Annotated in this window: 17 protein-coding genes; 8 read left to right on the forward strand and 9 right to left on the reverse strand. The window is 41.3% G+C overall.

The features are described from left to right. Positions 1 to 252: 252 nt before the first annotated feature. Together GXP67_RS34175 and GXP67_RS34180 are read right to left on the reverse strand one after the other, a co-directional pair. Positions 253 to 402: a hypothetical protein gene (locus GXP67_RS34175; RefSeq protein ID WP_162447276.1), complete on the reverse strand. Its 150-nt coding sequence runs from the start codon at positions 400 to 402 to the stop codon at positions 253 to 255. 213 nt (positions 403 to 615) lie between these two features. Further along, the gene (locus GXP67_RS34180) at positions 616 to 1,263 is read right to left on the reverse strand and encodes a Crp/Fnr family transcriptional regulator (protein ID WP_162447277.1); all 648 of its coding nucleotides are present in this window, start codon (positions 1,261 to 1,263) and stop codon (positions 616 to 618) included. A 124-nt stretch (positions 1,264 to 1,387) separates the two neighbouring features. Between GXP67_RS34180 and GXP67_RS34185 the strand changes: the two genes are divergently transcribed. The 4 genes from GXP67_RS34185 (at position 1,388) to GXP67_RS34200 (ending at position 4,995) form a co-directional block, all read left to right on the forward strand. Continuing rightward, the gene (locus GXP67_RS34185; protein WP_162447278.1) at positions 1,388 to 2,314 is read left to right on the forward strand and encodes a nucleoside hydrolase; all 927 of its coding nucleotides are present in this window, start codon (positions 1,388 to 1,390) and stop codon (positions 2,312 to 2,314) included. A 51-nt stretch (positions 2,315 to 2,365) separates the two neighbouring features. Beyond that, positions 2,366 to 3,367, forward strand: a complete 1,002-nt coding sequence (add, locus tag GXP67_RS34190) for an adenosine deaminase (RefSeq protein ID WP_162447279.1) — start codon at positions 2,366 to 2,368, stop codon at positions 3,365 to 3,367. 117 nt (positions 3,368 to 3,484) lie between these two features. Beyond that, positions 3,485 to 4,135, forward strand: coding sequence for a DUF2238 domain-containing protein (locus tag GXP67_RS34195; protein ID WP_162447280.1), 651 nt, complete (start codon positions 3,485 to 3,487; stop codon positions 4,133 to 4,135). A 518-nt stretch (positions 4,136 to 4,653) separates the two neighbouring features. Further along, complete coding sequence (locus GXP67_RS34200; RefSeq protein ID WP_162447281.1) at positions 4,654 to 4,995, forward strand: hypothetical protein; 342 nt, start codon at positions 4,654 to 4,656, stop codon at positions 4,993 to 4,995. Positions 4,996 to 5,231: 236 nt separating this feature from the next. Here GXP67_RS34200 and GXP67_RS34205 read toward each other — a convergent pair whose 3' ends face one another. Then, positions 5,232 to 7,661, reverse strand: a complete 2,430-nt coding sequence (locus tag GXP67_RS34205) for an ABC transporter permease (protein WP_162447282.1) — start codon at positions 7,659 to 7,661, stop codon at positions 5,232 to 5,234. Between the two features lie 246 nt (positions 7,662 to 7,907). On the opposite strand from GXP67_RS34205, the gene GXP67_RS34210 reads away from it, so the two are divergent. The 3 genes from GXP67_RS34210 to GXP67_RS34220 are packed head-to-tail and all read left to right on the forward strand — an operon-like array spanning position 7,908 to position 11,176. Further along, complete coding sequence (locus GXP67_RS34210; protein ID WP_162447283.1) at positions 7,908 to 8,429, forward strand: DoxX family membrane protein; 522 nt, start codon at positions 7,908 to 7,910, stop codon at positions 8,427 to 8,429. A gap of 19 nt (positions 8,430 to 8,448) precedes the next feature. Next, positions 8,449 to 9,822, forward strand: a complete 1,374-nt coding sequence (locus GXP67_RS34215) for a sigma-54-dependent transcriptional regulator (protein ID WP_162447284.1) — start codon at positions 8,449 to 8,451, stop codon at positions 9,820 to 9,822. Next, on the forward strand, positions 9,812 to 11,176 hold the full coding sequence (locus tag GXP67_RS34220; RefSeq protein WP_162447285.1) for a sensor histidine kinase: 1,365 nt from the start codon (positions 9,812 to 9,814) through the stop codon (positions 11,174 to 11,176). The genes GXP67_RS34215 and GXP67_RS34220 overlap by 11 nt, the downstream gene beginning before the upstream one ends. 73 nt (positions 11,177 to 11,249) lie before the next feature. On the opposite strand, the gene folE is transcribed toward GXP67_RS34220, so the two are convergent. Continuing rightward, on the reverse strand, positions 11,250 to 11,960 hold the full coding sequence (gene folE, locus GXP67_RS34225) for a GTP cyclohydrolase I FolE (RefSeq protein WP_162447286.1): 711 nt from the start codon (positions 11,958 to 11,960) through the stop codon (positions 11,250 to 11,252). Next, positions 11,920 to 12,330 (reverse strand): 6-pyruvoyl trahydropterin synthase family protein, encoded by a 411-nt coding sequence (locus GXP67_RS34230; RefSeq protein ID WP_162447287.1) that lies wholly within the window; start codon positions 12,328 to 12,330, stop codon positions 11,920 to 11,922. The genes folE and GXP67_RS34230 overlap by 41 nt, the downstream gene beginning before the upstream one ends. A gap of 292 nt (positions 12,331 to 12,622) precedes the next feature. Here GXP67_RS34230 and GXP67_RS34235 point away from each other — a divergent pair, with 292 nt between their 5' ends. Beyond that, positions 12,623 to 13,642: an adenylyltransferase/cytidyltransferase family protein gene (locus GXP67_RS34235; RefSeq protein WP_162447288.1), complete on the forward strand. Its 1,020-nt coding sequence runs from the start codon at positions 12,623 to 12,625 to the stop codon at positions 13,640 to 13,642. 110 nt (positions 13,643 to 13,752) lie between these two features. Here GXP67_RS34235 and GXP67_RS34240 read toward each other — a convergent pair whose 3' ends face one another. The 4 genes from GXP67_RS34240 to GXP67_RS34255 form a co-directional block, all read right to left on the reverse strand. Continuing rightward, the gene (locus GXP67_RS34240; RefSeq protein ID WP_162447289.1) at positions 13,753 to 14,484 is read right to left on the reverse strand and encodes a head GIN domain-containing protein; all 732 of its coding nucleotides are present in this window, start codon (positions 14,482 to 14,484) and stop codon (positions 13,753 to 13,755) included. Positions 14,485 to 14,597: 113 nt separating this feature from the next. Further along, complete coding sequence (locus GXP67_RS34245; RefSeq protein WP_162447290.1) at positions 14,598 to 16,976, reverse strand: TonB-dependent receptor; 2,379 nt, start codon at positions 16,974 to 16,976, stop codon at positions 14,598 to 14,600. Positions 16,977 to 17,003: 27 nt separating this feature from the next. Beyond that, positions 17,004 to 17,144, reverse strand: coding sequence for a hypothetical protein (locus GXP67_RS34250; protein WP_162447291.1), 141 nt, complete (start codon positions 17,142 to 17,144; stop codon positions 17,004 to 17,006). 137 nt (positions 17,145 to 17,281) lie between these two features. Further along, positions 17,282 to 19,183 (reverse strand): STN domain-containing protein, encoded by a 1,902-nt coding sequence (locus GXP67_RS34255; protein ID WP_162447292.1) that lies wholly within the window; start codon positions 19,181 to 19,183, stop codon positions 17,282 to 17,284. Between the last annotated feature and the right edge of the window lie 7 nt (positions 19,184 to 19,190).

Consider the following 19,190-nt stretch of genomic DNA (forward strand, 5'->3'; position numbering starts at 1 on the left):
TCGTTAATTTCCGGCCGTTGTCAGCAATACAATAAGTCTTTTTCACGGGTATATCTTATTGATTTTAAAGCTATTTTCAAGTAACAATCAACTTATCCCGAAAAACAAAAGTGTGTATTGGCGATCACATCTTTTGCTCATACTATCAATGATAGTATGCATTTTCATTTTGGTATTACCATGAGACAAACACATATTGGCAGGCTTCCATCTGGCAGCCTGTATTGTTTTAATAAGCCTGGATAAGAATACTTAGAATGGGCGTTGATACGATTTTTCCCTAACAGTTGATTTTACTTCTTTTCCGGTTTTTCTCCTCACCCACACTTTGAGTAAGGTTACACCAATGCTGACAATGAGGCTAATGATGAAAAAAAAGAAGATATATAATGGCCAGTTCATGCGTTATTCAGGTCGGATCTATTTTCTTTTACAAACAATATTGTTTTATACATGACGGCATAAATACCTATTTTGTTTTAAGAAATCAATACTTTTATTTATCATTTTTTAACTAAACTCTATAGCCCCAGGCAAAGCAAGGGTGTAAACAAATCCCTTTGCCTCTCCTTTTTGGAAAGCTCACATAAGACTATCAATAGGTAATTCTGATGCTTAATAGTATTTCTGCATGAGGGAAAGCAACTTTTCCTTTGGAATAGCAAACAATCCGCCCGAATTCGCAAAATCAGGCTCCTGGTCACCCATTTGTTTGAGCAGACGGTTCAGGCTTCTGATGGAAATAGCCAGATAATCGGCCAGGTCTTGTTTTGATATGGCCTGCTTATTTTCCGAAAATAGATACAATACCTTTAATAGTGCATATTGTAAAGGGAAAATCTGCTGATACGCTGCCCTTCTAGCCGTCCGGCTGAGCCTGGTAGCGAGTTCCTGAAGAAGGTACTGGGTTAGTATCCGGTCTTCTGATAAGAAGGCAGCAAATGATTTTTTATCAATCCGGAATGCTTCTACTACCGTTAGGGCCTGCACACTTCCCAGATTATCTTTATTCATTAATAATTCCAGCTCTCCGATTATTTCCCCTTCGCCCAGAAATTCCAGCAAATAATCACGGCCATTTTCTTCAGTAATAAAACACTTAACTACGCCACTCCGGAGAATAAACAGATCGCCGGCCGGTTCATCCTGCATCACCAGAAGTTCTCCTTTCCGGAAAGTAGTCTCCCGTATTTGCCCCTGATGTACACTTGAAGTAAACAGCTTGTTCAGGTAGGACAATAATTCCTGGTTTGTTTTGATCATGCATTTACACCTGGGACAATTGTCCTTGACACAAATATATATTAGCAGCAGAAAGCCTGCAAAAATAGTTTGTATACCTTCAGCCATTCATCATAGCGATACTAAATTTTGCAAAAAAACGAATATGAGACATTTTCTAATTGATACCGATACAGCTTCAGATGATGCATTAGCACTGATTCTGGCCGTACGGGAGAATTCCATCCAGGTAGAAGCCATTACCCTGGTAGCTGGCAATGTGCCGGTGGAACAGGGAATTCAGAATGCATTGTATACGCTGGAACTTTGTCAGAAACAGGTCCCGGTTTATAAAGGTGCCAGTAAACCACTCGTCCGGACGCTGCATACAGCACAGTTTGTTCATGGCCAGGATGGCATGGGCGACATCGGTCTGCCTTTGCAAGGACGCTTGCCAGCCAGCGGAAATGCCATAGAAATCATGATTGATACCATTCACAGGTTTGCTCACCAAATTGAGATTGTAACTCTGGGTCCCTTAACCAATCTGGCGATTGCCCTACTCAACGATCCTTCTATCGCCGGTAAAGTGAAAAGTTGTACGATTATGGGAGGGATTGGCTATGGACATGGAAATGTTACGCCTGTTTCTGAATACAATATATGGGCAGATCCGGAAGCAGCTCAGGTTGTTTTTCAATCAGGTTTACCGCTGAAAATGGTTGGCTGGGATATTTCCCGCACCTATGCCTGGTTCGATCAGAAGTTGACGCAGGAATTTAGAGCCATCGGTACACCCATTGCCGTTTTTGCGATGGATATTCAGGGGAAAGTAGATACCTATGCCACCCAATCTTCTAAATTACCCGGCTTTGACCTCCCTGACCCCATTGCGATGGCCATTGCGATAGACGAATCTGTTGCTACCGACACCAGACGCTTGTATGTAGAAGTTATTGCGGCTGATGGACTAACCAGGGGACAAACAGTAGTTGATCATACTGGCATCCTGGAAAAATCGCCCAATGTGGAAGTGATAATGGCGGCTTCCAGAGAAAAGTTTCTCCACATGCTACGCAAAGCCTTAAGCTGAAAATATAGCTTTACTAATTTGACTTTTACTGCCTATAAAAATTCGTTTATTATGAATTTTACCCATTTTCCAAAAATCGAATTACACCTGCACCTGGATTGTTCGCTGAGTTACAAGGTGGTACAACAATTAGATCCGTCCATTTCACCGGAAACGTACCAGGAATCATTTATTGCGCCCCCCAAATGCATAGACCTGGCCGATTATATCCGTAGAGCCATTAAAGGAGTAGAACTGATGCAAACCGAACAACAACTCCGGCTGGTTACCCTGGATTTATTTGAACAGTTGCAAGCCGACCATGTGATTTATGCAGAGATACGCTTTGCTCCTCTTCAGCACCTGAAACAAGGATTAAATCCTAGGCAAGTCGTACAAATTGTGAATGATGCCGTAGAACAAGGCATCCGGGCAACAGGAATTGAAGCTGGTATTATTTTGTGTACACTCCGGCATTATTCCCAACAGCAAAGCCTGGAAACGGTGCATCTGGTAGAGGAATTCAAGGGTTCGAGGGTGGTGGGTTTTGACATCGCTGCAGATGAAGCAGGTTTTCCGATTGGGGCACACATCGCTGCTTTTGACTATGCCAAAGAGAAAGGTATTGCATGTACGGCACATGCTGGTGAAGCTAAAGGTGCCGAAAGTGTGTGGGAAACCTTGCACCATTTTCATCCAAGCCGCATTGGACATGGCGTACGCAGCGCCGAAAATCCTGCATTGCTGGAATTTCTTAAACATAAAGGCATCCATCTGGAAGTTTGCCCGACAAGCAATATCCAAACCAATGTGTATCCTTCTATTACCAGTCATACGGTGGATACCTTATATAAAACAGGTATTTCTTTAAGTATCAACACAGATGCCCGTACGATTTCCGACACTACACTTGCTCAGGAATATGAGTTGCTGCACAAAATTTTTAGCTGGCAGGAGAGTCATTTTCTGCAATGTAATCTGTATGCGATTGAGGCAGCCTTTACTACCGAAGCTGTGAAATCACGTCTCCGCGAAAAAATGTATGCTGGTATTTTATCAGCCAAACAGCAATAATGGGCCAGAAGTAAGCCATATCTCTTTTACTGAATTAGCGTATACAAGTAAGATAGTTTAAGGAACAGTTACCTAATAATGCAGCTGCTGTTCACGCTTTGCAGTAATATCTAATGTATGACTTCTGCCACTTCTCCTTACAGAATAAAAATTGGTTACAATGCGTTTCTGGTAATACTCTGCCTGGTATTTGCCTGTATCTGGATATGGTCACTCATGCATACTTCGGATGCAGGAAACTGGCTGATGGAAAATAGTACGGTGGTGCTGTTTATTGGAGTATTGATTTTCACTTATCCTTATTTCAAATTCAGTGACCTGAGCTACCTGCTGTTTTTCATTTTTTTCCTCCTGCATCTTTATGGCTCACAGTATACCTATCCGCATAATCCTTTGGGCGAATGGTTACAAGGACTTACTGGCAGTGCCCGCAATCCCTACGACCGGATTGTACATTTTTGCTTTGGATTATTGCTGGCATACCCGATGCGGGAACTTTGCCTGAATTATATAAAAACTTCTTCAACGCTTGCCTGGATTTTGCCAGTCGTGTTTTCTCTTTCATTTGGGGCTTTATATGAGGTAATCGAATGGCTACTGGCCTCGTTGGTTTCTCCGCAAAAAAGCGCTGATTTCCTGGGCATGCAAAATGACCAGTGGGATGCACAAAAAGATATGGCACTTGCTTTTGTAGGTTCATTTTGTGGAGTGAGCCTGATTAGTATTAGTAAAAAACTGATTGGCCCGAGATCTGCCATTACTCGTTAGCCCTCCAAAATCCTTCATATTTACTAGAATAAGAGGTGAATAAATTTACCTGCTCTACTTATAAAACAGGTAAGTTTTATCTGCTTCAATTATTTTTTTACCCCCAGATCAATCTTTAAAATCATAATCTCCTATAAAGTTAATTTTTAACTTTATCAATATGATATAATAAAATCATTAGTATTTACTCTATTTACTAAAACTATTTTAATATATTCTAATGAGATTACTCTTATAAACTAAAGCAGAAAATATAGATAATAATTAATATTTACTGAATAAATCATGTAAGTTTTGCAAGAAAATAGTTACAAAATAATTCTTTACAGAATTAAAGGATACATTTCAGATGTAACCACAAATCCATAGAATGATATACTTTTCCAGGTTTTCTATCCACCAATGCATCATGTAAATAACCGCGCATTAGATATACTTCAAACTCAGAAGTAATGCATCTTTCATATGCCATGTTAAAAATCAAATAATTGATTAGCAACACTAAATTTTAGTTATATATGAAAAAAAATACACTTATTAAAAACTACATTTTACAACTTTCAGGCAAACTTGAACAAATGGGTGTTGCTTTTTCAGATATACATCATCCTATAGATTTCCAAAATAATACAGGTTTTCTGGTAATAGATTTGCAAACAAAAAGGAAAACACAGGCAATAATTTTAGCCCAGAAAGTGGACGAAATTATTTATGCTCACTTTCTAAAAGATAATGTAGAAGAAGTAGGTAATCTGCATAGAGATTTAAGAAGCGAAAATTATTTGCGTGTCTATTTATTAGCTGAAACATATTCTGGCTTGCTTGTGGGAAACAGAAAGATTAAAGCCTTCTTACAGTAAAAAAGTATAACGGTCTGCGTGGGCTAATGCCTTCATTGAAACAGCATTCCAGAGTGCTAATGCGGCCAATTCCTACTACTTCGTTGTTGGTTGATTATTCTTTTTATCAATAAAATGTCAGTGAATCAGCATAGTATACATTCAAATACACAGAACCGATTATAAGAAAGTATATACGTATACTTCTATCCGTAGTAATACTTCTGCTAACAACAAACAAACAACAACGATTTAATTTATTCACTTCGTAGGGATTCTACCGGGTTGGTATGCGCTGCTTTTACCGCCTGATATAGCACAGTAAGCAAAGCAGTAACTATTGCCATCATACCAGCCAGGATAAACACCCAGGCATCAAGGCTGATTTGGTAGGCAAAATCTTCCAGCCAGCGGCTCATCACATACCAGGCAAGCGGCCAGGCGATCAGATTGGCGATTAATACCAGTTTGAGAAAATCTTTGGAAAGCAAATGTACCACACCCCAGATTGAAGCGCCCAGCACTTTGCGGATGCCGATTTCCTTAGATCGCTGTTCGGTAGTATAGGCAGCTAAGCCAAACAAACCCAGGCAGGCAATAAATATAGCCAGACTGGTAAACAAAGTAAATATTTGTCCAATCTTCTCTTCAGCCTGGTACTGCTGGTTAATGCGTTCATCCAGAAATGAATACTCAAAAGGCGCTGAATCTACCTGTTTTTTCCATTGGGCTTCAATAGCCTGCAGGGTTTTTCTTGTCTCTCCTGGCTTTACTTTTACAGTCATATAATCGCCTTGTTCAGCTAATAATATCAGAAGTGGGGCAATCGGAGAATGCAGTGATTTAAAATTAAAATCTTTTATTACACCAATAATTTTGCGGTTATTGCCATCCCGGAGGCTAAGCAGGTGTTTGCCGATAGGATTTTCCCAACCTAACAGTTTGGCAGCTGATTCATTAATCAACATGGCTCCCTCCTCTTCATCAGCATCGGAAGGAAAATCCCTTGAAAAACTCCGGCCTTCTTTAACATGAATGTTAAGTGTTTGCAGGTAATCATAATCTGCGGTGATAAACTCAAGTATTTTTTCCTGAGTGCCGGCATCTTCCGGTTCAAATAAATCGCTGTCAATAGCAGCAGACGGTAAGTTGGTAGAATAACTGGCACTTTGCACCTGAGGCAATTGTAGCAAGGTTTGTTTAAAAGCGCCCATATTGTTTCCCAGCCGGTCTGTATTGGAGAGTACAAGTACATTTTCCTTATCAAATCCCATATTCACCTGACTTAAATACGTTAACTGTCTGAATACAAACAGGGTACAGATGATCAGGCAAACAGATATGCCAAACTGGAATACAACCAGGGTACTGCGAATCAGACTGCTTTTCATACCCATTCTTAGTTTGCCTTTCAATACTTCTACCGGCTTAAATGCGCTTAAGTAAAATGCCGGATAACTGCCTGCGATAATACCTACTACAAAAATTAACAGGAGTAAACTTAGCCACAACCAGTTCTGGTTTAACAGATTCGTATCCAGGCCATCAAAAAGGAAATCTTTAAAGAACAAAAGGAAAATTTCTCCCATCGCTATAGCAAACAGCATCGCAATCAGGCAGGTCACCATAGATTCGGTGAGAAATTGAATAATGAGCTGGCTTTTTACAGAACCCAGTACTTTTCGTACCCCTACCTCTTTGCTTCGTCCGGCAGAACGGGCTGTAGACAGATTCATGAAATTAACACAAGCCAGCAGCAGGATAAAAAAAGCTACACAGGAAAATATATATAAGTACTTAATATCTCCATGGGTACCCAAGCCACTGCCAATTCCGGCCGAGTACAAATGAATTTTTTGGAGCGGCTGCAAGGAAAGCTCAATAGAATTACCTCCTTTCTGGAAATCTTCAATAGTCGTATTAAACAGACGGCCAATGGTATTACCGGCATGCCGCCTGACCATACCCGGAAATTTTGCTTCCAGGTTTTGAGGGTTGGCTCCGTTTTTCAATTGCACATAGGTTGTAAGCGAACAATATACCCAGCTCCAGTCGAAGTTTTTCACTTGTTCTTCTGAAGAAATAGAGGTAAGCATGTGGAAGGTGAAATGAGAATTATACGGCGGATTTTCTGCGATGCCAGCTACTTTATAAGGAGTACGTGCGTCGCCAAAACTCAGGATCTTGCCCATAGGTTCTTGCATTCCGAAATATTTTGCTGCCATTTTCTCCGTAATGATTACCGCATTGGGTTCTGAAAATACTTTAGCGGGATTTCCCTTTTTCAACCTGAAACTGAATATTTTAAAGAAATTGGAATCAACTGCAATTACATCAGGCTCCATGAAGGTTTTATCCTGGTAGCGGATCAAATTGATACCTTTGGGTTGTATCCTGGTGGCTAACTCTACTTCCGGAAATTCATTTATCAGTGTTTTTGCCACTGGCGGCGGAGTAGCTCCAATATGGTACGCATCTGAATCTGCTGATAATTTGCCTTTGTAATTTACCCGGTAAATGCGGTCTGCATTCTGGTGAAAGGCGTCAAAATCCAGATGCTCCATCACAAACAGGATAATGAGCACACAACTGGCCAGTCCGATGGATAAACCCAGGATGTTGATCAGGGTATAGATTTTTTGTTTCCGCAGGTTGCGCAGGGCAATTTTCAGGTAATGGATCAGCATAGGAATAATAGGTTAACTATAAGTAGTTGATAGCTTTAATCAAAATAAAGCTTTTATTTGATACCTATAAAGACAAACACAATGCCATCAAGTTAACTATCTAAATATCAAATAATTAACTTTTATTTTTATAATTCTTTATTCAGTATGTGTAACGGTTTCGTTACATTGCTCTAGTTATTTCCGTTACAGTTTTCTAACTTACCAGCTACAGATTCTATAAGACTTTTGTACTGTTTTTAACCTATGAAATCAACTTTTGGAGGGGAATATATCTGGTATCTGATCTTAAGATATGTATTAGGTTTGATCATGGTCATGTATGGGCTGATTAAAATCTTAGGCATACAATTTCCTACAACACGTCAATATACCAATTCCTTAAATGATGTCGACGGTGTTACACTCACATGGGCTTTTTTAGGCTATTCGACCTGGTTTGTCATTTTATTGGGTCTGTTTGAGCTGGTTCCGGCGGTATTATTACTTTTCAGGAAAACAAAGCTGGTAGGAGCTATTCTTCTTTTCCCGGTGCTGCTCAATGTTTTTTTAATTAATAATGCCTATGGTTTCTATATGTATATGCGTGTGTTCACCGGCGTTCTTTTAGCCATAGATCTGATATTAATTCTAGTCCATTACAAGCTGTTTATCAGATTCTTCAAAGAATTGATACACTATCCACACACTACCAAATGGCCTGAAATAGTCATTAATTGTACGATTGTAGGTGTGATTACCTTATTAATTTTTTATTATCTTAAATAATAGATATTGAATCCAATATATGCGCATACTTGAAGGAAACATATTGATTGTAGACGATGATCCGGATATACTAGGTACTGCCAGAATGTTTCTCAAACAACATGGATTTACTGTTCAGACCGAGCAAAAGCCATCCAATATACCAGCTTTGCTTAGTAAAACTATTTTTGATGTGATCCTGCTCGACATGAATTTTAGCAGAGGAGAAAATAATGGAAAAGAAGGCCTGTACTGGCTGCAGCAAATTTTACAAACAGACACCCATGCGATTGTCATTCTGATCACTGCCTATGGAGAGGTAGATCTTGCCGTACAAGCCATTAAACTGGGTGCTACTGATTTTGTGCTTAAACCCTGGAATAACGAAAAACTACTGGCTACTCTACTTTCTGCGCTACAACTGCGGGCATCCAAACTGGAAGTAGAAAAATTGCGCAATACCCAGCAAAAGCTTAGCGCTGACATTCAACAACAATATGGCGAGTTGATCGGCAGTTCTCCGGCCATGCAGGAAGTATATTCGCTGATAGAAAAAGTGGCTCCTACCGATGCCAATGTGCTGATCCTGGGTGAAAATGGTACTGGCAAGGAGCTGGTAGCCAGAGCGCTGCATACCCGTTCCCTGAGAAGTAAAGAAGTGTTTATCAGCGTAGACCTGGGTGCAATCAGTGAGACATTGTTTGAGAGTGAACTATTTGGCCATGTGAAAGGTGCCTTTACTGATGCCAGAGAAGATAAACCTGGACGTTTTGAACTGGCTTCCGGCGGAACCATTTTTCTGGATGAAATTGGAAATTTATCTCCGAATTTACAAGCCAAACTGCTTACTGTATTACAAAGCCGGAAAGTTCGGCGGCTGGGTTCGGTGCATGAAAAAAACATCAATATCCGCCTGATATGTGCTACCAATATGCCTCTGCATGAGATGGTTCAGGAAAACACCTTCCGGCAAGACCTGTTGTATAGGATCAATACCGTAGAAATTAGGGTACCAGCCTTGCGGGAAAGAAAAGAAGACATTCCTTCATTGCTAACCCATTTTATGCAGGTATATACCAGAAAATATAAAAAACCACCTATTCGCCTAGAACCATCTGTGCTCAGCCGTTTAAAAAAGTATGAATGGCCAGGAAATATTCGCGAGTTACAGCATGCCGTAGAAAGAGCAGTGATTTTAAGTGAACATCCGGTGATTTCTTCTGCTGAATTATTTCTTCAAAAGCAAAGCCTGCCTGCTAAAAACGCCGGACGAACCTTGTCGCTGGAGGAAGTGGAACGGAATTACCTGAAAGAACTGATTGAGAAAAATGAAGGCAACATTTCGAAAGTGGCCAAAGAATTAGGCATGACCAGGCCGGCCTTATACAGAAGAATCAATAAATATGGTTTATAAACAGTTTTCTGCAGGCGTGATCATCCGAATTAGCCTTCTACTGGCCAATATGCTATGCCTGGCCTATATTTTTGCACGCACTGATCTGTTTTTTACCCAGCTTATTCTCCTGTTTGCCCTGATCTATCAGATATATAACCTCATCCGCTTTGTTACGCAGACCAACCGAGAACTCAGCAAGTTTTTACTGGCCATCCAGCACCGGGATTATTCTGTTACTTTTGATAACCATACCTTGTCCGGACAGAATTTCAGGGAATTGAATGGCGTTTTCAGGGAGATAGTTCAATCGTATCAGCAGGTAGATGCCAAAAGAGAATCGCAGTACCAGTTTTTCAAGCGGATGTTTCAGCAGGTGAACGTGGGAATTATCTCTCTGGATAGCAAACAGGAAATAGTTCTGATGAATAAAGCAGCGCATGAGCTATTGCAGGTTCCGGAAGGCATTTCCTGGCAGGTATTACAAACCAAACGTCCTTCGTTCACAACAGTAGTGGAATCGGAAGCCAGAAACAGTAGCTATCTGACCGAACTACGCCTGGAAGAAGAATTAAAACAACTTTCCATACGCATTGATACAGTCGTATTGCTGGGAGAATCTATGCGTATTTTGATTTTTCAGGATATTAAAAATGAAATTGAGCAGAAAGAAACGGAAGCCTGGTATAAACTCATCCGGATATTGACCCATGAGATTATGAACTCCCTTACACCAGTAGTTTCCCTAACCGAAACCATGCTGATGATTCTCGGGCAGGAAAAAGGAACTCCAGAAGAAATGGCAACCCTTACGAAAGAAAATATAGAAGACCTGCGTTTTTCCCTGCAAACCATTCAAAAACGCAGTACCGGCCTGCTTCATTTTCTCAATGATTACCGCAAACTTACCAGAATACCTGTACCCCAGGTTGAATCCATCAACGTTGCCGGAATTGTTGCGGATGTTGCTGCACTGATGCAGGGAGAATTTGCAAAACAACAAGTAAATTTTCACAGTGAAGTAAAACTTGACCAATTAACAATAGTGGCAGATCCTAAACTGATTAGCCAGGTACTTATTAATTTGCTTACCAACAGCCTGCAAGCCCTGGAATCAGTAGAAAATGCTGCGATTTCCCTGCAAGCGCACCTGAAAGAACAACAGGTATTGATAGAATTGAAAGACAATGGAAAAGGTATTGATGCTGACAAACTCGACAAAATTTTTATTCCCTTTTACTCAACCAAACCAGAAGGCTCAGGCATTGGTTTAAGCCTTTGCCGCCAGATCATGGGCTTGCATAATGGTTCGATAAAAGTATACTCCAGTAAAGGAATTTATACAAGAGTAGTACTTTCTTTTCCGCTAGCCTGATATGAAAAGGGGTATAACAAAAAGGGAATGAAACCAAATGTTCCACTCCCTTTTACTTTATCTATCCGAACTGCTACTTCAGTTCGATGTATTTCAGAAATTCATTTTTAGTTTGATCTTCCTGGAATTTGCCGCTGTAATGGGCAGTAACGGTAGAACTATTAATATCCTCTACCCCTCTGGAAGACACGCATAAATGTTTGGCATCTATCAGTATCGCTACATCATCCGTTTGCAGCATTTCCTTTAACTCATTGGCGATCTGTACCGTTAGTCTTTCCTGCACTTGTGGGCGTTTGGCAAAATACTGTACGACCCGGTTTAACTTCGATAAGCCAATTACTTTTCCACTGGAAATGTAGGCAATATGCGCTTTGCCAATAATGGGAACAAAGTGATGTTCACAGTTAGAGAAGAAAGTAATGTCTTTCTCTACCAGCATTTCGTTGTACCTATATTTGTTATCAAACAAGGCAACTTTGGGTTTATTGTCAGGATTTAAACCACTGAAAATCTCCTTAATGTACATTTTGGCTACCCTGCGGGGTGTTCCTTTCAGGCTGTCGTCGGTCAGATCCAAGCCCAGGATATTCATAATTTCACGGAAGTGCTTTTCAATCAGCTCCATTTTCAGCTCATCATCCATTTCAAACGCATCTTCCCGGAGAGGTGTATCATAAGAAGTACCTATGTGTTCATCGCCTATTTCATCAATGGTCAGGTGGCCTAAACCGGTAATTTCTTTAATATGCTGGGTATTCAACGAAGTTTCTTTCTGTCTCATAAAGTGTGATTTTTAAATCGTATTTACTGTCAATATGTGGCCTTAATAAATTCCAAATAACGATTGATATGTTTTCTGCTGTCGGGTTGAGGGTTTTAAATTCATGGGTATCTAAGTTTAAATTTTTATGATCAAATCTATCAGTTACCTGTTCTTTAATCAGGTCACTTAATATTTTCATGTCAATTACATAACCGGTTTCCGGGTCAGGCTCTCCTATTACTTTCACAATCAGTTCATAGTTGTGCCCATGGAAGTTGCCATTGTTGCACTTTCCATACACTCTCTGATTTTGTTCTTCTGTCCAGTTGGGATTATGTAGGCGGTGGGCCGCATTAAAATGTTCTTTCCGAAAAACAGCTACCTTCATTTAAAAATAATTAACTGTAAAATTTGCTCAGCCTTCTTGCCTTATATACTCTTATAACAGATGCGGCACAAGTTTGTTTAACTTTTATTCAAAAATATTAAACATAATCTATACTATCTTCCATCATCTTTCCTGTTCCGTAAAGGCAGCAAATGGACAACACATACTTTTTTCTTTTTGTTCGGCTTGTAACCATTTCTTACATACTTTATGCCAGCAAAATCTAACGCTGATTTTATTGAAATTTCAGGGAAATATTGCCAATAGCGCTCGATTTGAGTATACTCGCTTTATGAACATCTCCGACTACGCTGATTACTATCCCTTGTTTTCACGATATGGCATGAATTCCACAGCCGTTCATGAACTGATCGTCCGCTGGCGGGAACCACACCGCTTTTATCACAATGAAATGCACCTGCAATTTTTACTGGAAGCCATCGAAAAATTACATGCTCAAGGGCAGGTTTCCGATACCCAGAAAGACTGCCTGCTGATGACTGCCTTTTTTCATGATGCGATCTATGACCCTGCTTCCGGCGAAAATGAGGAAGCATCTGCCAAATTATTTACGGAACTTACCAATGGCGTGGAAGATTCAGAAGCAGTAGTTCAGATGATCCTGGACACTAAAACCCATATGCCCAAATCTGACTTATCTAAGGTATTTTCGGGCCTGGATATGTCTGTTGTCACGGATTCGGATTTTGAAGCATTGCTCACCTGGGAACGGGGCATTGCCAGGGAATACCAGTTTGTGGATTACAGTTTATATAAGATTGGCCGTATTTCCTTTCTGGAACACTGCATCGAAGCCTTTCCGCAGAATAAAACCAATCTGCAAAATTTAGTCGCCTACCTGAAACAACACAAACCCCGGATTGGCATTTATGCTGGTTCCTTTAATCCCTTTCATCACGGGCACCTGAATATTCTGGAGAAAGCGGAAAGGATTTTTGATAAAATTATTGTGGCCAGAGGCATCAATCCTGAAAAAGATAACCTATTGACCAATAAACGACCAACCGGTGTACTAAAATACCGGCAGGTAGAGGGTTTTTCCGGATTGCTTACCGATTATATCACCTCAAAAGAAGAACATGCGGATATTACCCTCATCCGGGGTTTACGCAATGGCGATGACCTGGCCTATGAAGTGAACCAGCAGCGGTTTATGGAAGATATGAAACCAAATTTAAAGGTGGTATTTATACGCTGCGATATGCAGTTTGAACACATCAGCTCGTCTGCCATCCGCAACCTTGAAAAAATCAGCAAAGGACTGGGTGATAAATATGTGCCTATAGAGTGAGTTGTTGGTTGTTTTAGAAATAATCTACATTAACCAATTCTGAATGAATAAAGGTGCCTACAGCACCTTTATTCATTTTATACTATTAACTAACAACCGACAACGAGCTACTAGTTAGCGTTTTCCACTTTGCCGGAGCCTGAAACATTTACTTCTACACTAGGACTGCCTTTATAACGCACTTTACCGGAACCTGTGATCTTAGCTTTTAACCGGTCGGTTACATATACTTCCGCATTGCCAGAGCCTGTGATTTCCATATCTGCATTGGTAGTGATCAACTCATAGGCTTTTATTTTGCCGGAACCACTGATATTGGCCTGATGCCTGGTTACTTTCCCATTCAGATATAAGTCGCCGGAACCGGAAATATCCGTATCGATGCTGTTGGCACCTTTTACTCCAAAATCTATTTTGCCAGAACCAGATACATTTAAGTCCAGGTCAACCACTTCAAAATCATCGGCACCCCGGATAGAACCCGAACCGGCTACTTTTAGAGAAGTAATATCCGGAACTGTGATATAAATCTTAATATCATTGTGTCTTCTCACATGGCGACCGCCAAAATCAATTTCCAGCTTGCCATTTTTTACATCCGTTTCCAGAGCAGAGAGAATATTTTGCTGAGCCTCAACTACAACTTCCTGTTCTTCTCCTTGCTGAAGAATTACTTCTGCATCTACTTCAAGCTCAATCCGGTCAAAATCGGATATTTCCCGGTTTTCAGACACGGTTGGACCTTCGCCGCGGATGCCGAAAAGGTCATCGTCGTGGCAGGCGGGTAAAATAAATAAGCTAGCTAATAAAAATAATAATGCCCTGTTTTTAATAGTTTTCATTGTTTTAAGAATTCGTTATGTGTTTAATGTGTTTGTTTATTAATTTTCTATACTTTTCTCTTTAGGATTACTCAAACATTCGCATGATTGATCATCTGCATCAGGTGTTGGGTTTAAAATTCAATTCTGTAGTTTAAAATGGGTATCAATCCACTCTGGTAGCTGGTGGCAATTTCCTGTTTATCCTCATCATAATAGCGGCTGTATACATTCAGGCGGTTGGTTACATTCTGAATATCCAGTGAAATGATGTGAGACGCTTTGGGGTTGTTTTTCCGGTAACTCACCCGGATATCCATGCGGTAATAATTAGGTGCCTGCTGCGAAAACCGGCGGTCTTCTATATACACGGCTTCATCTTTCAGTTTGGATGCTTCCAGATCGATAGGTGTATAGCGCTTGCCGCCTGCCCACAATAAGCGGGTATTAGCCCCGATCAGATTGGTTTTGTTCTTACCTACCTTTATCTCTTTCCCAGCCGTCAGGTTAACAATAAAATGTCCGTTGAACCTGGTATTATATTCCTTACCATTGGCCGCCGTATACTTGGAATCATACAGGGACGTGTTGAACAGAAAATAATAGTTATTGGTGAAAAATTTTTCCAGCGTTAGTTCCAGTCCATAGTTCCGCCCTTTTCCATTACTCGTTAAACTGTCGGTTTCAAAGCCATCTTCCGCATTGATCAGCGAATAAGTACTGCTTAAATCCGTTCTGACCGGAACCCGGCTTAACCACTGGTAATAGGTTTCTGCTTTCAGGCGTAAATCTTCCCGCAACTGGTGTTCATAGGACAATACCACATGTCTGGCCCGGGTAAAATCCATATTCCGGTTGGGTTGTATATAGCTGCCATCTGCCAGCCGTTTCTGGGCAAAATAACTCGACATTGCTTCGTGGCGGCTGTGAACACCCAGTCCGATTCCCAGCGATTGTGTTGGGGTAAATTCCCATTTCAGACCGGCTCTGGGTTCCAGGCTATGTTTCCCATTCAAGGCCATATACAGATAATGCAAGCCTGTATTGAGTGTTAAATTTTGTCCGATCCGGTATTTCCACTGGGCATAACTCTGGATGACCTGTGAACCTCCGCTGTTTTCCACATAGCGCACCATCTCATTGTCATAATCCTCATCTCTTCCTTCCGAAAACAGATCGAAATTGAGCTGGCTAAAAATAAGGCCAGTGCGAAGGGTATGTCTGGCGGAGAATTTACGGTTGAAGAGCACAGATGCCCGGAAAGACCGGTTTACAAAGTTCTGCCGGTAGCGCAATGCCGGATTGTATTCTGCATTCAGTGTATCGTTGGTATACTTATTCTGGTTTCCGGAAAGGGACAGTACCGATTCAAAATAGGTTTTCTGGTCCAGAAAATATACATGAGACAAACCTATTGCCCCCATCTGGGTCATAAACTTATCCTGGTAGCGGTCGTAACGGCTATCCCACTGGGTAGAATCATTGACAGCAGAGGAAGTCTGGCGGCTTAATCCCCCGATGCCCCAGAAGGAAAAAGTACCGGCTTTTGCCGTAGGCAAGTAAATCTTATAGGAAAAATCCTGAAAATCCGGAATGGCATCTCCAGCTGGCCGTACCCCAATTTTATCCAGAATGCCCAGGGTTGAGTACCGGTAATTCGCCAGATAAGAAGCCTTCGAACGAGGGCTGAATGGACCTTCTACTGCAAAATCAATCCCCAGCAAACCAGCCTGAAAGGCATATTCCCGTTTTTCATTATTTCCCTTTCTGAGCTTTATATCAAACACGCCAGATAAAGCATTGCCATATTCGGATGGAAAAGCACCAGTAAAAAAATCTGAGTTATCGAGCATATTCACACTCAGGATACTCACTCCACCTCCGGCAGCGCCTTCTTCTGCAAAATGATTCGGATTAGGCACCTCTACGCCTTCTATGCGCCATAATAAGCCTTTGGGCGAATTTCCCCGGATCACAATTTCATTTCCTATATCATCTGTGGAAGAAACCCCGGCAAAAGATAGTGCTGCCCTGGCCGGATCGTTTACACTGGCCGCATAGCGTTTGGTTTCTTCTACTGAAATGGATCGGGCACTGAGTGTCGCCATTTCATTGATGGGTTTCCCTTTCTCCTGCTGGGCAGCTACTACCACCACTTCACTCATCTGAATCAACGATTCCTTAAGCCCGATATTTAGTATCACTTCTTTGCCGGAACCTACCAGCATTTCGGATAAAACCTGGTCTTCGTAACCAACGGACGTAATTTTAATGGTATGCCTGCCTACCGGAACCCCATCGATCCGGAAACTGCCGGATGCATCCGTACTGCTGCCTTTCACCGGGTCGGAACCTGTAATAATCACCGTCGCTCCAACCAGCGGCATCTGCGATTCCTTATCTACTACCGTACCCCGGATGGTTTGAGTCAGCCCCTGAATTGAGGTTTGTTGTGCCTTCGCTTTCAAAAAAAGACATGGCAATGCCAGTACAAGGAATAATAGTATCCTCATAATCAGTATCTTATTATAATTGGATGATTATTTTTTCTTAGTCCGTTTTCGTAGTTGTCCTAGCTCAAGGCACACCCGTTCGTAGTTATGGTTAGATTGCTCCCAGCCTTCAAAATAGCTTTTCTGAAGCTGAATACTTTCTTTTTTTAGAAAATTCCTGTTAATCATGGCTTGAAATTTTAACGTTTAACATGGATGTTTCTCTTATCAATTCAGGTTTAATAGTCATTAGGTCAATAGTCAGTTATTAGTAGTACATAGTAGGTCTCTTATAATGAATAATCTAAATGCCTACTGACATAGTTTTAAAACCGGATACCTACATTAAATCCGGGCCACATTTTTACATTGGTATCTTTATGCGTTTCATTATAGGAGACCCAGGAAGGGGCAATACCAGAACCTAGTTTGCCATCATTGCCCGACGCATGGTCAGACACCATTACATTAAACGTAGGTCCGGCAAATAAGTGTGTATTTCCTGCCAGCCGTACGCCCAGGTTGGCTCTCAATACATTAAGCAGATTCAGGTCGTCGGTAAATACTTCGTCTTCATTGATATGATAGGCAATGGCATCTATATTCAGGGCTAATCCCCGGCTCAGTCTAAGTTCAGAACCAAATCCATAGCCCCATCCCCACCGGAATTCATCGCCAAAAGTTTGGGCGCCTACAGCGAATATGTTGTAAAACTGGCGGCTACCCATTTTGAAAGCAATATTAGCAGTTAGTGCTTCGCTCCCCCAGAGTTCCAGCCTGCGGTATCCTTTTTTAGAAATACTCAAAAAACCGATTTGTACGCCATCTACCGTATCTGCTACGTTGATAAATCCAAGTTGAACGCCTTTTAAACGGTGAGCAAAATTCAGAAACCCACTTACCTGTACACCAGTATGCTCACCATTGGTAATGTTGCTGAAACCTGCAAACTGGGCAGATTTGGCTTTTTTACCTGAGTAATTTAAAAACCCAGCAAACTGTGGACCTGTGGTAGTACCTTTGTTCACATTCGCAAACCCTGCTGCCTGTCCACCTTTTACATCACCCCCTACCACATTTACAAATCCAGCGGCCTGCGGACCGGTAATCCCTTTATTCACATTGGCAAACCCGGCAAACTGGGCTCCTTTCATCGCTGAACCAGTCACATTGACAAATCCGGCAAACTGAGCAGCTTCTGTTGCCCTGGCGGCTACATTCACAAATCCCGCAAACTGCCCGCCATGAATGGTATCTCCATTGATGTTAAATACCCCTGCGAACTGAGCGCCGGTTACATTTTTCTTCACCAGGTTACCGACCCCGGCAAATTGTGCCCCTTTCACATAATCATTTTCCATATTGAGCACTCCGGCAAACTCTACCCCTTCCAAACCAGCTGCATAGCCAGATATAATGTTCAATGAAACAGTATTAACAACTTTGCCAGCTTCCAATCCATTGCTGCTTATTGGTGCTACAAAAGAAACCTGAAAAGGCCGTTTAATGTAACCGCTTTGTTCCGAAGTAACAGAATCTGCTACTGAAGCGTCGTTATTTTCAGTCGGAGCCTGCTTTTTTTCTTTCTCCGGCTCAACTTCAGCTTTTATACTCTTTTCTTCTACTGTCTTATCTTCCTTCGTATTTTTATTTGCCAGCCGTTTTTCCCTGTTCTCTTTTTCCCTTTGGCTAATAGTAGCAACATCACTCTTAATCTGATCAGTAATGTGAAGTAGACTAGCCATTAACTGGATGTGCAGGGTTGATGTAGATGGATCAGGGCTGCTGGGTGTCATATCGGCATCATTCACAGCCAGCAGGTTAGAATCTGTCTGGGTTACTACAGCCTGGGGTTCCAGTCCGGAGATCATCGAAACATACCTGGGTTTTGCCAGCGGCTCAATCTGGCTGGTTTTTTTCGGTTCATTTTTCAACACAATCTGATCGCCTACCAGATAATAATTCACTTCTACATTTTTCAACAGTTCGTCTAAGGCGGCTCTTAAGGTCTGGTCTTTTACATCGATACTTACTTTGGTTTGCAGGGGAATCAGATTATTAACATAAGAGAAACGGATGCCATACTTTTTCTGAATGTCTGAGATCGCCCGTTCCAGGGATACTTCTTTGTATTGTAAAGAAACTTTGGTTTCCAGTACCTGCTGTTGTGCCCAAACGTTAAGATTCAGGCAAAGCACAGCCAGGATAAGGATTATTACATGCCTCATTGGTATA

The organism is Rhodocytophaga rosea (genome assembly GCF_010119975.1).
GTDB classification, from domain to species: domain Bacteria; phylum Bacteroidota; class Bacteroidia; order Cytophagales; family 172606-1; genus Rhodocytophaga; species Rhodocytophaga rosea.

Coding starts and splice junctions, on each gene's coding strand:
- GXP67_RS34180 (WP_162447277.1), bottom strand. CDS start 1,263: ATGATCAAAACAAACCAGGAATTATTGTCCTACCTGAACAAGCTGTTT.
- GXP67_RS34250 (WP_162447291.1), bottom strand. CDS start 17,144: ATGATTAACAGGAATTTTCTAAAAAAAGAAAGTATTCAGCTTCAGAAA.
- GXP67_RS34215 (WP_162447284.1), top strand. CDS start 8,449: ATGCGCATACTTGAAGGAAACATATTGATTGTAGACGATGATCCGGAT.
- GXP67_RS34220 (WP_162447285.1), top strand. CDS start 9,812: ATGGTTTATAAACAGTTTTCTGCAGGCGTGATCATCCGAATTAGCCTT.
- GXP67_RS34200 (WP_162447281.1), top strand. CDS start 4,654: ATGAAAAAAAATACACTTATTAAAAACTACATTTTACAACTTTCAGGC.
- GXP67_RS34195 (WP_162447280.1), top strand. CDS start 3,485: ATGACTTCTGCCACTTCTCCTTACAGAATAAAAATTGGTTACAATGCG.
- GXP67_RS34230 (WP_162447287.1), bottom strand. CDS start 12,330: ATGAAGGTAGCTGTTTTTCGGAAAGAACATTTTAATGCGGCCCACCGC.
- GXP67_RS34255 (WP_162447292.1), bottom strand. CDS start 19,183: ATGAGGCATGTAATAATCCTTATCCTGGCTGTGCTTTGCCTGAATCTT.
- GXP67_RS34235 (WP_162447288.1), top strand. CDS start 12,623: ATGAACATCTCCGACTACGCTGATTACTATCCCTTGTTTTCACGATAT.
- GXP67_RS34175 (WP_162447276.1), bottom strand. CDS start 402: ATGAACTGGCCATTATATATCTTCTTTTTTTTCATCATTAGCCTCATT.
- add (WP_162447279.1), top strand. CDS start 2,366: ATGAATTTTACCCATTTTCCAAAAATCGAATTACACCTGCACCTGGAT.
- GXP67_RS34210 (WP_162447283.1), top strand. CDS start 7,908: ATGAAATCAACTTTTGGAGGGGAATATATCTGGTATCTGATCTTAAGA.
- GXP67_RS34245 (WP_162447290.1), bottom strand. CDS start 16,976: ATGAGGATACTATTATTCCTTGTACTGGCATTGCCATGTCTTTTTTTG.
- GXP67_RS34240 (WP_162447289.1), bottom strand. CDS start 14,484: ATGAAAACTATTAAAAACAGGGCATTATTATTTTTATTAGCTAGCTTA.
- folE (WP_162447286.1), bottom strand. CDS start 11,960: ATGAGACAGAAAGAAACTTCGTTGAATACCCAGCATATTAAAGAAATT.
- GXP67_RS34185 (WP_162447278.1), top strand. CDS start 1,388: ATGAGACATTTTCTAATTGATACCGATACAGCTTCAGATGATGCATTA.
- GXP67_RS34205 (WP_162447282.1), bottom strand. CDS start 7,661: ATGCTGATCCATTACCTGAAAATTGCCCTGCGCAACCTGCGGAAACAA.